Below are 12,783 nucleotides of genomic sequence, written 5' to 3' on the forward strand. Positions count from 1 at the left end.
TTTGTAGATATTTCTTTTTTTTTTTCAATAAAAAGAGAAAAGATGGAGATGCTTTTCGATCTCCACCTTCCTATTTTCCCACAATGACATCCGGGTTATTTTCCTTCTACTGCAAAACGCTTGATGCGCTCTTCGATTTCATCTCGGACTCGCTGGAAGAACGCCCACTTTTCTTCTTCTGTCCCTTCGGCTTTTGCAGGATCGTCGAATCCCCAGTGGGCTCTTATAACATGCGGGGGTGTCATCGGGCATTTGTCATTCGCATCTCCGCATAATGTCACAACAAAATCTGCGTTATTTAATATTTCAGGATCAATAACATCTGATGTTTGATCTGTGATATCGATTCCCGCTTCTTTCATTGCTTTTACCGCACTAGGATTAAGCCCATGGGCTTCAATTCCTGCTGAATGAACGTTATAATTCCCACCGAGATGTTTTTTCGCAAATCCTTCTGCCATCTGGCTTCGGCATGAATTGCCAGTACATAAGAAATAGATAGTCGGTTTCTTATCCATAAAGTTTTCACTCCTTTTTTTATCCTCTTTATATTAATAGCAGCCACAGATAAAGCCCTGCCAGTGTGATGAACAACGTTGGAACAGTTAAAAGAATTCCGATTTTAAAATAGTATCCCCAGGAGATTTTCACTCCTTTTGTTGAAAGGACATGAAGCCATAATAAAGTTGCAAGTGAACCGATCGGTGTAATTTTTGGACCAAGATCCGAGCCGATCACGTTCGCATAGATCAATGCTTCCCGTATCGTTCCTGTTGTAGACGTGTCTGCAATTGCAAGCGCATCAATCATCACAGTAGGCATATTGTTCATGATAGAAGACAGAATCGCTGCGATGAAACCCATTGAAATGGTTGCCGCAAAAAGGCCGTTGTCTGCTGCAGCCTGAATAATATCTCCAAGTACATCGGTCAGTCCTACATTTCGAAGGCCGTAGACAACCACATACATGCCGATCGAAAAGAACACGATTGCCCATGGCGCTCCTTTAACCACAACTCCCGTTTCGACAGCAGGACTTTTCCTTGCCATTAATAAGAAAAAGATTGCTACAATCCCTGCGATGAAAGAGACTGGAATGCCAATAAATTCACTCGCAAAATATCCCAGGAGCAGAACGGCAAGAACCAGCCAGGATAGCCTGAACATCTTTTTGTCCCTAATCGCTTCCTCAGGCTTCCTCAATTCATTCACATTATAATTTGGCGGGATATCTTTTTTGAAAAAAAGATACAGTACAAGAATACTTGCTCCAAGCGAGAAGATGTTAGGAACGATCATCCTTGAAGCATATTCCGCAAATCCTATATCGAAGAAATCCGCGGAAACAATATTGACCAGGTTACTTACAACAAGCGGCAGTGATGTGGTATCCGCGATAAATCCGCTCGCCATGATGAAAGGAAGTATCATTTTCTCCTTAAAATTAAGGTTCCGTACCATCGCAAGCACGATCGGTGTCAAGATTAACGCCGCCCCGTCGTTTGCAAAAAGGGCAGCGACTACCGCACCAAGCAACGTGACGTAAACAAACATCCGCAGGCCGTTTCCTTTAGCAATTCTGGCCATATGTAACGCAGACCATTCAAAAAAACCGATCTCATCAAGAATTAACGAAATGATGATAATAGCGATGAACGCCAGCGTAGCATTCCATACGATGCCTGTTACTGTAACAACATCCTGAAAATCGACAACCCCTGCTATAAGCGCGATAATTGCCCCTCCGCAAGCCGACCAGCCGATGCCAAGGTTTTTTGGCTGCCAGATAACCAGCACTAATGTAAGTATAAAAATAACGATTGCTAAAATGACTGAACTCAAACCAATACCTCCGTTAGTTACAACTAATTCTTAATCCCTGTTCTTCAAGCACTTTTATCTTCTCCTTTTGATCGGGGATATGCCGTAAAACATCCTGGATTAGCAGATAAGACTCGCTCTCTTTATGTAGTGAATAAAAGATCCACTGGCCCTTTCTCTTTTCCTTCACAAGGCCTGCATCCCGCAGCTTCCGTAAATGCTGGCTCACTGACGGCTGGCTCATCTGCAAAACTTCAACAAACTCACAAACACAACACTCGCTATCCTTTAACATGCCCAAAATCGTAAGCCTTGTTTTATCACCCAAAAGCTTTAAAATTGATGCAGCACGCTCGATCTCCATTACTGTTACTTCCATCAACTCACCCCCAACTACAAATCATTATATAAGTATATACTTATATGCGCAATAGTTATTGTGATTACGATTATTTATTTATTTAATATAAACCACGAAGCAAAACTGATCTTAATGAGTACTCTTCCTCAAAATATAAATCAATTTTTTTTGATAAAGTAGTTGCATTCTGGAAATGCTTAGCATAAAATACGATTAAATCAAAAAAAGTTGATGAAACTGGAAGGTGAGAAACTTGAATAAGGAATTGCCGATTATCGATACAACATTAGAAAGCACATTTGAAAAATACGAGGCAAAATACAAAGCGATCGCCGACAAAAAAAGGCTGCAGATCATGTATGAGATGACTCAACAAGGTGAAGTTTGCGTTTGCGACCTCTCCGATAAGCTTGGACTTCCCCAATCAAAGCTTTCTTATCACTTAAAGATTTTGCTGGATGCAAATATCATCGAAAAAGAAACTCGTGGAACATGGAGCTATTACAGGTTAAACAACCAGGAAGTAAATCACCTGCTCTCTGAAGAGCTTTGCTGTTTATTTCGTCCATCACAGTACTGTTAATAAAAAAGTTGATTCTTAACATTATCTTTTTTACATATTTAAAAAAAACATTGATTTAATTATCTAATCTCATAACGTGTTTTAGTTTTTTGCCTAATACATCAAAAAAAATTGATTAAGGAGTGGTAAGAATGTTTAGAACACATGTTGGTTTGAATGTTACAGATCTTGAAAAGTCAATTTCTTTCTACACGAAGCTTTTCGGCGAGGAGCCAGTTAAAGTAAAAGCTGGTTATGCAAAATTCCTTCCAGAAAACCTCAGTCTAAACTTCACGTTAAATCTTCGCGAAGAAGTTTCAGGAAATCAGGTTGGGCATTTTGGAATCCAGGTAGAAAGCTTAGATGAAGTACTAGCACAAAAAGATCGTCTTGAAAAACTTGGATTTTTTGCCAGAGAAGAAATGAATACGACTTGTTGTTACGCTCTGCAGGATAAGTTCTGGATTTCCGACCCGGACGGAAACGAATGGGAGTTTTTCTTCACGAAAGAAGATATCGAAGAACCAGTTGCAGTTTCAGCTTGCTGTGCTAAATCTGCTGAAGAAGCACCTGCAAAAGAACAAAGGTCCACCTGTTGCTAATAGAGTTAAAAATGAAGGAGGAAAAATAAAATGTTATCAAACGAATATGTCTATCGTTATTTGATGAATGAAAATCGTGAAAAGCTAGATAAAATCTCTCGAAATCCACTCAACATTGAGCAACCTCTAAAGTCGAGCCTCTTCCAATCCATCACGAATTACCTAAAAAAAGAACGTACCGAAGCAGTCTGCTGCAAACCGGTCTGCTGTGTAAATTGAGCAACAACCTGAACACCAATCTATAAAAGGTTGGTGTTTTTCCTATTCCCGAATTTTCAATAAATGTGCTTTATCCCAAATTCCCTGTAACTCGATGCTTGAAAACAATAAAAAAAGCAACTACTCATAACCGTAAAGGGTTCCGTTTCGAGTTGCAAAATAAGAAATAGCAAAGAAATTGGCACGCCAACTGACAGCAATATTGGCGTGCCTTATTTAAGATTTTTTTCAAATAATGACATAGGTGATTACAGCAGTACCTTATTAGAATAAAGCCCCCTTTACGGAACAAAATAAAACAATTCTATTTTTTAAAAAGTGTGTCATCTATCTTTTTCTCGAAATCCTTGGATTCTTTGTCTGACATAAGTAAGGATGAAAGAAAAACATATCCTAATACACTAGATACCGTCCCCCATATTGCCATATCAAAAAAATCTTTAGTCTCACTTATAAAAAATAAGAAGAAAAATATAACTGCTCCTATTATTAAACTTATGATACCTTTTATAATCGTTCTAACCATATTCGCCTCCCTTTCATTTGAAGTTTCTGTGAGCTTATTCCATTATCCTGCCACTATAGTTTAATAAGCCTTTATCCTATTTTATCAATATTTTGTAATAAATCGGCAGTAGAATTGACAACCCAACTGACAAGGGATTTAGTATTAATTTTTAACTGTACAATAGTTATTGAACGAGAAAGATACGCTGTCAATTTCAGTATCATTCAAGACAAGAATTCGTTTGAACCGTTTTATTCACAAGAAAAAGTGACGTGTCATTTCGCACGTCATTTAGTGTGTCAGTTTATAGTTTTGCACCCGAAAACGGAACCCTTTATCATAACCGGTAATTGCTTTACTGTTAATTATGCCGTTACAAAGAACTCCTCTTTAATTTTTCTGCATTCAATCGCAAATTTCTCTGGTTCCTCAAAGTTCAACAGATGACCCGAATTTTCGAACCATATAAATTTTTTTGAAGGCGCATGAAGTTCATCATAATATTTTTCTGCTAGTTCATACGGGGTCTGATAATCATGTTTACCTGCAAAAATGGCCACTGGAATCTTCAACTCTGGAACGGACTCTATAAAGTTATATTCAAACAATGATTCCCACAGCGCATTTAAAGAAAACCTTCCCGACTTCAAAAAGGAAAACCAATCTTTGATCGTATACTCGTTTGAAAATAGTATATTTGAATAGATTAAACTGTACGTGTTTACCCCTATAAATGAACCTCCAAATTTTTCAAGCCATTTCCTTTGTTTGGTAAGGTAGTTCATGTCGAAAGGATCGAACTCTAGCAGGGTTAACTCCTTTATTGCTTTCTCATTCTCCAACTCTTTTGCTTTTCCAATCGTAAACTCATAAGAAAGCCTTTCTCCTTCAGACATGTTTACAACCTGGCCTATTCCGATATAGGTGTACAGCAACTCAGGAATTTTTTGTGATACAAGAATACCGAGAAGAGACCCCCATGAATGTCCTACTAGAAAAAGCTTAGGCTGATTAAATCGATTAAGCAAATACTCTACGAGTTCCACCGTATCATTTACCATCTTATCTACCGTTAGATCTTCAGGTGTAAGCTCAACAGAATAGGAGGTTCCCGCTCCCCTCTGGTCCCAGTTCACTACGGTAAAATCCTTTTCTAACTCTCTTTGAAACTTCGGCGCAAACCCTATTTGAGCAGTACCTGGCCCTCCATGCAAAAAGAGCATAAGGGGATTGTTCACATCTTCTCCTCTTATTAGAATATTTTGTTGCAAACCTCCAAGCAAAACTTTATCAAGCAAAGCGATTGACTCATAGTTACTTTTGATTTTACGTGTTCTTCTAACTAACATGCGTTTCCCTCCAAACAACTTCTTCCTGCACTTTAAGATAAATATTCCCTTTTAATTTGTAAAAACCTTTATGCCTGATAAAAGATTTATTTTAATCAAAAAGGCAGAACAAACGTGAAAAACTTATGAGTCACTCTGAACCTTTTATAACTTCCAAATTACAAAAACCAGCACCCGAGTTTCTCGAATGCTGGTTCTTCCAACAGGTTATATAATTTGCCTACCTTCTCTTCCAAGCGCATAGTAGATGCCATGCTGTAATGTACTGAAGCAGTTGAATCCGGAGAGGTCAAAGTGCGATTGTGTTAGCTTTATCCCCATTTTCGGTGAGATACCGACTAGTACTGTTTCAGTACCAAGCAAAGAGGCAGATACGCCAAGTTTATGTATCATGTCGATCGAATACTCAGATATGTCTTCGTCAATACCCGTTAAATCAAGCACCATATAACTTGCTTTATGATCGGGAAGCTGGGATAAAATCTTATTCGTTAATTCTTCCGAACGGTTTTCTTCATATTTTCCTAAAAGGGGTACAACAATGATTTTGTCCAATACTGGAATAATTGGAGAAGATATTTCATTGATCACATCTGTTAATTCTTGTGTTCGGTCAGCCACCTTTTGCTCCAGCAATTCGATCTGCCTTTGTTCTTTCGTTTTGGATAATTCATGAATATTCTCCGTTACTGTTTTATTGGAAGGAAAAAGAGAAATTTCACAGCAATCGTCATTTTCAGTCTGACTTTGCGTGACTTTATACCAGATGTTTTCACCCAGTATACCAGTTAGCAACCCGGCAAAATGACCCGGAAAGAAATAGTCATGGTTTACCTTCTCCTGTTGTTTATTCAACTTGAACTCCCAGCTATTTTTTATTTGAACAACAGCTGTTTTTTCCTTTTCGTTAAATTCTATTATAGAAACTCTTCCCCAACCTGCTGCAGCATATCTTGGAATCAGCCTGGAAAGCATCTCTTGTGGAGATAACGCTTCATCACCAAAATACTGGCTAACAATAATCCCCTGCCGATACCCGGCTGTCTCAATAACAAGGTTAGCAGCTTCCGTTCCGGTCACTTCCTCCATCGTATCCAGGAAGGTTTTCATCGATGTTTTAATCCAAAATAATACAGCGTCTGAGCCTTCATATTCAAAAAGCCCCTCGTTTATGTCCCAGTTAAAGCTAGTTGCCCCTACTTTAATAGAATCTTTTTCGGGCGTTTCCATTTGGTTCCCCATATTTTCTACCACCTTTTAAAAGTATTTCTCCTGACAAAATGATTTGATTGTATCCAGCTATTTTTTTGTGGTAGTTCTTATTATGTTTTTTTCTTTATAATACTGTTCCCGTTGTTTCCTTACCGTACTATCTTCTCGTTCCTTTCATCCATCCCTTCCTATCTTCTAAATTAGTTTATAAGCTTATCTCAATTTGGTTAATTAAAAGACAACAAAATGGCTCACTTTGTTGTTATAAGCATCTTCTATTCGTTTCCTGTTCCTGGGATGAAGACGCTCTGGCAAGTTATCCCTCTCAAAAAATTCTATTTGTTCTATCTCATCATTCGGCCACCAGCCTGTTTCACCTGTAATGGTAGCCTTAAACAAAAGAACGAGATCGTCTTTTTCAGGCGCTGAATATACAGCTATTAAATGTTCAACCTTCACGATAAAACCGGTTTCTTCAAGAACTTCTCTTGCCGTTCCTTCTTTAGGTGATTCATTCTTCTCAAGGCGGCCGCCGGGCAAAGTTCAGTTTCCCGAGCCATAGTTAATTTTCGTACATAAAATCCTGTCCTGTTCATCAAAAATTGCTGCAAAGACACCTACTGTAGGCAAGCTGTACTCTCCTCTCCCTTTAAAACTAATCTCTTCCCGGTTTATGATAAAACTAGAAACCCTTTCCCCATAACATGTTTAAGAAAATCATATAGAATGTCATCAATACTGATAAAACAATAAAAAGCACTGGCAGGAACTTAAATCTTTCAGCCTTTGTCAGGGATATTACGTAAACCATAATTGTAATGATTGCTGTAACATAATACAAATAGAACATGCTGTAAAACGAAAATGGCCCTAAAAAAATACCCAGTACTGAAAGTTGTAGGAGAAAAGCTAAGATGGAAACAGACACCCATTTTAACGAACTTTCGCTTTTTACGATATTTCTCATCGCCATAATAACAGACGAAACAATTAAAAGTGAAAATAAGCCCTCATAGATAAAAAACAGAGACTCTTTTTCTACCGCAAAATAATAGCCAAGTAACGATAAGGGGATGATCATCAGCAGCATTAGCGCGTTAACTTTTATAGATTTAACTTCACTCATTTTCCCCACCCCTTATTGGTCTTCAGATTTTTTATTAGAGAAATAAGCTACTGAAAAGTGCCCTACCAATCCGCCGATCAACAAAGCAACTAACAACCCAAAATCAAACTTGCCAAAGAAAACACTAGAAAGAATACCTCCGACCGCCAGGCCAAGGATTGTTCCAAATAAAAGATTTATCTTCATAAAAACCTCCATTTTTTCCAGAATATTCTTCAATTTATCTTATCATTAATCTATAAGCAGGTGTTGTGAACAGTTAATCTCCACCTCTTTAATCGCTAGAAATGATGCTATCGCTGCCAATCCTTTACATATTTTTATATCTTCTGGGCATTTTAACCAGTAGACCAAAAATTGGAGGCGGAAGTTTAATGACCGATTCATCTCAAGCCTTTCAAAATATAGAGAAGCCCGGGGTGCTGTTTAATAAAAGTCCTATACCGTTTAAAAAGAATCGAACGTTACAGATCATTATCGTTGTTCTAGTCATCTTATGGGGATTGACCGCCATTCGGCCCGCAGATTGGACGTTCTATCTACTTGAAAATATTCCGGTGTTACTTTTCATCCTGTTGCTTGCTTTTTTATATAAAAGAATCTGGTTAAGTAATTTCTCATATCTGTCAATTTCACTGTTAGTCATTTTAAACGCTTATGGTGCGCATTACGATTATACAAATACACCGATAGATGGCTGGATTAGAAATTTATTTGGAGTCAAAGGAGAATATTATGATCAGATCGTCCATTTCAGTTTTGGATTACTGATGGCCTTTCCGCTAAAGGAATTCTTAACGCGATTTATTAAGCTGCGCACCTTTTGGTTATATCTTTTTATCTTTTCGTTGCTGATGGCGATGAGTGCCACTTTCGAAATCACTGAAATGCTGGTTAATATAATAACCAATCCACATAATCCCGAAAAACATATGAGGCTCGAGCATGATCCCTTCAACACACATAAAGACATGACCATGGTTTTGGTCGGATCCCTGATTTCTATCATTATTATGATTGTCACTGGAGGGAGACGTAAGGGCAAGTGAAGAATGAAAAACAAAGAAGCGTCATGGTGAATTCAACGCAAACAGTTAGAAAATCGGCGTGCCATTCAGTCATAGAGCTCGGCTTTTGCGGTAAATATTTTCAACTTCATTAGATTTACTTTCAACCTCTAATTCTCTCACACGAGGCAAAACAAAAAAGCGCGATCCAATGATGAAATCTACGCGCTTTTAAGTCTTTTCTTTTGTATTCCATTTGGTACCGAGCTTCCGGCAATAATTAAGTAGGTTAAACGCACTTATTATTAAATCCCGTTATTTGATTACAGTAATCCTTCCTTCTTTCTCAATATTGATTATTTCCAATCCTTTTGCATATTCTATCAATACCTCTGCGTCTGTCCGGGCATTTTCAGCACTCACGATCACGTCATTCTGATCGAACATAGAGTAACCATCTCCACCCTCAAACATATAACTAGGCATCGCGACAGTATAGATTTTCTGTTCCTCGATCGGCTGTCCATTGAAAAGGACTTCAGTTATACGTTCTCCAACTGGTGCAGCCGGGTTATAAGAATAGGTTAAGCCAGAAACCTGAAGGAAGCCGCCTCCTAAGTTTTCTACTCTTGAAACTCCATTTTCCAGTGCATGTATTATTGTTTGTCCATTTACATTGGCCAGAACTACTTTATTTTGGAAAGGAAGAATCGAATAAGCATCACGAAGCGTAAAATCGCCTGCAGGAACACTTGCCCTGATACCGCCACCTAACATGAAGCCGATATCTGCGTCATAATGTTTCCGATAAGCATCCGCTACGAAGTTTCCTATGTTCGTTTCCTGGTACCTTGACTCATGGTTATCGCCGTATATTAGTGGTGTTTGAACTGTTGCTATCGTTTTTCCAAGCTCATCTTCTAGCTTGTTTTGATAGAAATCTGCAAATTCTTTCATTTCTTGATCTTCAATTACTGTATCGTCTACTTCTAAAACTGTTGGTTCAAGTGAAATATCTTTTCCTTTTTTGAATATATCCAATCGAATAACGGAGCCAATGTTTCCTTCTGGAGCTAAAATGTAGCGGTCTCCATAGGGATAAATGAATGACTGTGCTTCCGCTTTTTCTTCAGTGAACACTGCATCGATCTCTGGAATTGCATCGAGAAGTGCTTTGTCTTTTTCTAAAGGTTCCTGTGTCAGAGCAACGATCGCATCTACTTTCTTGTCATTTTGAAGAACTTCAACAGCCTTCCTTGCAGATGGAATGATAGACTGTTGCACAACGTTTCCATTTTGAGTTGTGGTATCCATATCATCCGTCAATCCAATAAAACCTATCTTAATTCCTTTAAGATTATAGATCTTATAACGCGGAACATCTGCAAATGTATTTCCAGCTTGATCCGTGAGGTTAGAACTGATCCATTTAAAATTAGATTTTGAGACTAAATCTCTTGTGACGTCAGTTCCAAAATCAAAATCATGTTGTCCAAAATTAGCGATATCGATATCCATCTTGTTAAATGCTTCTACCATTGGATATCCTTTAAAAACTCCTCCAAATAAAGTTCCTCCTCCGAGGTCCCCACCAAAAGCAACAACCGTTTTTTTATTTTCCGCTCTTACCTGGTCGATTACCGTTTTCAACCTGGCTACTCCTCCTCGGTCACCAAACCTGTTAACCACTGGGCTAATTTCATGAGCGTCATTAAAATACAATACAGTGGCTTTCCGCTCACCTTTTGCCGCATCGACACCTGTACCTGCCATAGTAAAGATTCCAAGCATCAGGGAAAATGCCAACAGCATAAAAATTATTTTCTTCATCTTATTTCCTCCTACAAATTTTTTATTTGATTCAAGCCAAAATGAAAAGGAGTAGAACAGACATCCTAGTATATACCTTTCTTCAAAACACTCATTTTGAACTCAAATTAAATATTTTAATTTAGGTAACAGCACCTGTCACTCTCTATTAAAAAGGACGAGTTTTAATCTGTGATTAACCTTTTGATAGGATTTGGTAAACTTTCCTGAAACTTTTAACCTGTACCCTTTGGCCTAAACCGTTAAAATAATAAGGTTTTAGTTTACAAACATTTAAAAGCTCTTAATTATTCTGTTATAGACGTTTAACAATCTATTGCTAATTTAAAAAGTAGTAAACTTTGAAAGGAGATAAAAACAATGAGAGGGAAACCATTTTTATTATTTTTTTTGTTCTGCATCCTGATTATCCCCATATCTGCAAATGCGTACACAGGTACTTTATTAGATCGGGATGGCGGAATCGGGAATTCTACTCATTATTTAGAAGAATCACCGAATATCTCACTCGATCCGAAAATTAAAGAGATAATTGATCCTGTCTTTGCAAAGCCAGCAATAAAAGAAGCCGGAGAAACACTCGTGATCAAAGTAGACACAGGAGGCGAACTACCTGGCGGATGGAAGGCCAGCTTAACAAACATAGAAAATTCCCCCTTAAAAAACACATACGATCTACCGGTAAATCAAACGAAAGAAGGTACTTCATATTGGAAGGATAGCTCTTCTATATATGAGATAGTTGTCTCCATTCCAAAAGATATACCTGAACAGCTTTACGATCTTAATATTTCTTATACTTCCAACGGAAAGCGAATTACAGACAAACAGCCCCATGCAGTAAAGGTTATAAAAAAATATAAGAAGAATTTCACCTTCATGCACCTGACAGACCTGCACGTTGGTTCTCCAAGAAATCTGAACAATCCAGAGAATACAGTGGAAGCCGGTTTTTGGAACCCTGACAAGTCCAAACGGTGGCTTTATCTGCAAAAAGCAATGCGAGAAGTTAACTTGCTTCAACCCGATTTTGTCGTCGTAACCGGTGACTTAATGTTTGGGCAGATGAATCCTCAAGAGTACATTTACGAGTATGAAGAGACCTATAGAATGCTAAAGAAATTTAATGTGCCGATTTATCTTGTTCCAGGGAACCATGATTATTATGCCCAGGATGCCACTCTGGCTGACGGTGCGAAATACTGGGAGAAGTATTTTGGCCCTCAGTACTTCTCGTTTGATTACGGACCATATGCCCATATGATTGGTTATAACTCTTTTGATTGGCATAAGTTTGATCGAAGCGGGCATGGAACAGTTTCTGTACCGACCTGGGGCGGACAGGTTAGACAGCAGCAAATGGAGTGGATCAAAAAAGACTTGATTCAAAATGAAAAGACAAAAATCCCATCACAGGTAACAGGGTTATTCTCCCACCATAATCCATTATGGAGAGACCGTGACATCTGGCCTGAGGCCGACTCGAATGTTCAACAGTATTGGAAGGAATATGACCTGCAGCATAACCCTCAAAGACTCGATACTTTATTGCTGGGTGAAAAGCTCGGTACCCAATATGACCAGCAATGGCACGGTGAAGGTGCACATGAACTGATCGATCTTATGGAACAGCATGGCGTTGATATTAGCCTTCACGGGCATACCCATATCGATAATATCTCAAAGCAGAATGGCATCCTGTACTCAACTACCGCTGCCATCGAGTTGACAGGAAAGCCATGGGTTGGATTTCGCTTGTTTGAAAAAGATCAGCAAGGCTTCAACTCTTACATTTACGAAGAACCACATAATTCAATGCCAGTATATCAAGACGGAAACACTTCCACAGGCGTTATGTCACTTGAAAGCTACTATGAAAAACCTAACGATGGAACAGCAGCCTCTCAAAAAGCAACCGTTTATAATCGTTATAACAAAGCAATCACTGTTACACTGCCTTTTTATATGAAACCTGGTGATTACAAAACGAGCTCTGGTTCCATCGTAAACGAACTTGACAACAGTGATATGCACTACCTGGAGGTAAAAGTAACCATTCCTGCTAACAGTACGAGCTCAATTGAAGTAAATTAACAGAAAGATAGAAGAGCGGCGTTAATGACGCCGCTTTTTCATTTATTAAGCAAAATAATTCAATAACTACTTATCTATTGCCTAACATTCAG

General features: G+C 38.4%; 14 protein-coding genes. 4 read left to right on the forward strand and 10 right to left on the reverse strand.

What is annotated here, in order from left to right:
- Positions 1–95 precede the first annotated feature (95 nt).
- The 3 genes from arsC to FCL54_RS11620 are packed head-to-tail and all read right to left on the reverse strand — an operon-like array spanning position 96 to position 2,200.
- Complete coding sequence (arsC, locus tag FCL54_RS11610) at positions 96–518, reverse strand: arsenate reductase (thioredoxin) (RefSeq protein WP_138126574.1); 423 nt, start codon at positions 516–518, stop codon at positions 96–98.
- Positions 519–546: 28 nt separating this feature from the next.
- Positions 547–1,842 carry an arsenic transporter gene (locus FCL54_RS11615; protein ID WP_138126576.1) on the reverse strand — a complete coding sequence of 432 codons (1,296 nt, stop codon included), beginning with the start codon at positions 1,840–1,842 and terminating at the stop codon, positions 547–549.
- 13 nt (positions 1,843–1,855) lie between these two features.
- Positions 1,856–2,200: an ArsR/SmtB family transcription factor gene (locus FCL54_RS11620; RefSeq protein ID WP_138126579.1), complete on the reverse strand. Its 345-nt coding sequence runs from the start codon at positions 2,198–2,200 to the stop codon at positions 1,856–1,858.
- Between the two features lie 235 nt (positions 2,201–2,435).
- Here FCL54_RS11620 and FCL54_RS11625 point away from each other — a divergent pair, with 235 nt between their 5' ends.
- Together FCL54_RS11625 and FCL54_RS11630 are read left to right on the forward strand one after the other, a co-directional pair.
- Positions 2,436–2,765 (forward strand): ArsR/SmtB family transcription factor, encoded by a 330-nt coding sequence (locus tag FCL54_RS11625; protein WP_138126581.1) that lies wholly within the window; start codon positions 2,436–2,438, stop codon positions 2,763–2,765.
- Between the two features lie 131 nt (positions 2,766–2,896).
- Positions 2,897–3,346, forward strand: coding sequence for an ArsI/CadI family heavy metal resistance metalloenzyme (locus tag FCL54_RS11630; RefSeq protein ID WP_138126583.1), 450 nt, complete (start codon positions 2,897–2,899; stop codon positions 3,344–3,346).
- A 523-nt stretch (positions 3,347–3,869) separates the two neighbouring features.
- On the opposite strand, the gene FCL54_RS11635 is transcribed toward FCL54_RS11630, so the two are convergent.
- The 6 genes from FCL54_RS11635 to FCL54_RS23995 form a co-directional block, all read right to left on the reverse strand.
- A complete protein-coding gene (locus tag FCL54_RS11635) occupies positions 3,870–4,091 on the reverse strand; it encodes a hypothetical protein (RefSeq protein WP_138126585.1) in 222 nt (73 codons plus the stop codon).
- 347 nt (positions 4,092–4,438) lie between these two features.
- Positions 4,439–5,422 carry an alpha/beta fold hydrolase gene (locus FCL54_RS11640; RefSeq protein WP_138126587.1) on the reverse strand — a complete coding sequence of 328 codons (984 nt, stop codon included), beginning with the start codon at positions 5,420–5,422 and terminating at the stop codon, positions 4,439–4,441.
- 207 nt (positions 5,423–5,629) lie between these two features.
- Positions 5,630–6,664 carry an STAS domain-containing protein gene (locus FCL54_RS11645; RefSeq protein ID WP_246055222.1) on the reverse strand — a complete coding sequence of 345 codons (1,035 nt, stop codon included), beginning with the start codon at positions 6,662–6,664 and terminating at the stop codon, positions 5,630–5,632.
- 201 nt (positions 6,665–6,865) lie between these two features.
- Positions 6,866–7,174 carry an NUDIX hydrolase gene (locus FCL54_RS11650; protein ID WP_138126589.1) on the reverse strand — a complete coding sequence of 103 codons (309 nt, stop codon included), beginning with the start codon at positions 7,172–7,174 and terminating at the stop codon, positions 6,866–6,868.
- Between the two features lie 142 nt (positions 7,175–7,316).
- Entirely contained in the window at positions 7,317–7,760 is a 444-nt protein-coding gene (locus FCL54_RS11655) for a hypothetical protein (RefSeq protein ID WP_138126591.1), read from the reverse strand.
- 12 nt (positions 7,761–7,772) lie between these two features.
- Positions 7,773–7,946, reverse strand: a complete 174-nt coding sequence (locus tag FCL54_RS23995) for a hypothetical protein (protein ID WP_171016804.1) — start codon at positions 7,944–7,946, stop codon at positions 7,773–7,775.
- Positions 7,947–8,134: 188 nt separating this feature from the next.
- Here FCL54_RS23995 and FCL54_RS11660 point away from each other — a divergent pair, with 188 nt between their 5' ends.
- The gene (locus FCL54_RS11660; protein ID WP_171016805.1) at positions 8,135–8,809 is read left to right on the forward strand and encodes a DUF2238 domain-containing protein; all 675 of its coding nucleotides are present in this window, start codon (positions 8,135–8,137) and stop codon (positions 8,807–8,809) included.
- 273 nt (positions 8,810–9,082) lie between these two features.
- Here FCL54_RS11660 and FCL54_RS11665 read toward each other — a convergent pair whose 3' ends face one another.
- Positions 9,083–10,597 carry a bifunctional metallophosphatase/5'-nucleotidase gene (locus FCL54_RS11665; protein WP_138126595.1) on the reverse strand — a complete coding sequence of 505 codons (1,515 nt, stop codon included), beginning with the start codon at positions 10,595–10,597 and terminating at the stop codon, positions 9,083–9,085.
- Positions 10,598–10,957: 360 nt separating this feature from the next.
- On the opposite strand from FCL54_RS11665, the gene FCL54_RS11670 reads away from it, so the two are divergent.
- On the forward strand, positions 10,958–12,691 hold the full coding sequence (locus tag FCL54_RS11670) for a metallophosphoesterase family protein (RefSeq protein ID WP_138126597.1): 1,734 nt from the start codon (positions 10,958–10,960) through the stop codon (positions 12,689–12,691).
- Positions 12,692–12,783 lie beyond the last annotated feature (92 nt).

The organism is Exobacillus caeni, from assembly GCF_005747095.1.
Lineage (GTDB): Bacteria > Bacillota > Bacilli > Bacillales > Guptibacillaceae > Exobacillus > Exobacillus caeni.

What these genes read in the sequence shown, in the direction of transcription:
- arsC (WP_138126574.1), bottom strand. Translation starts at nt 518, where the DNA reads ATGGATAAGAAACCGACTATCTATTTCTTATGTACTGGCAATTCATGC.
- FCL54_RS11620 (WP_138126579.1), bottom strand. Translation starts at nt 2,200, where the DNA reads ATGGAAGTAACAGTAATGGAGATCGAGCGTGCTGCATCAATTTTAAAG.
- FCL54_RS11630 (WP_138126583.1), top strand. Translation starts at nt 2,897, where the DNA reads ATGTTTAGAACACATGTTGGTTTGAATGTTACAGATCTTGAAAAGTCA.
- FCL54_RS11635 (WP_138126585.1), bottom strand. Translation starts at nt 4,091, where the DNA reads ATGGTTAGAACGATTATAAAAGGTATCATAAGTTTAATAATAGGAGCA.
- FCL54_RS11640 (WP_138126587.1), bottom strand. Translation starts at nt 5,422, where the DNA reads ATGTTAGTTAGAAGAACACGTAAAATCAAAAGTAACTATGAGTCAATC.
- FCL54_RS11645 (WP_246055222.1), bottom strand. Translation starts at nt 6,664, where the DNA reads ATGGGGAACCAAATGGAAACGCCCGAAAAAGATTCTATTAAAGTAGGG.
- FCL54_RS11655 (WP_138126591.1), bottom strand. Translation starts at nt 7,760, where the DNA reads ATGAGTGAAGTTAAATCTATAAAAGTTAACGCGCTAATGCTGCTGATG.
- FCL54_RS23995 (WP_171016804.1), bottom strand. Translation starts at nt 7,946, where the DNA reads ATGAAGATAAATCTTTTATTTGGAACAATCCTTGGCCTGGCGGTCGGA.
- FCL54_RS11660 (WP_171016805.1), top strand. Translation starts at nt 8,135, where the DNA reads ATGACCGATTCATCTCAAGCCTTTCAAAATATAGAGAAGCCCGGGGTG.
- FCL54_RS11665 (WP_138126595.1), bottom strand. Translation starts at nt 10,597, where the DNA reads ATGAAGAAAATAATTTTTATGCTGTTGGCATTTTCCCTGATGCTTGGA.
- FCL54_RS11670 (WP_138126597.1), top strand. Translation starts at nt 10,958, where the DNA reads ATGAGAGGGAAACCATTTTTATTATTTTTTTTGTTCTGCATCCTGATT.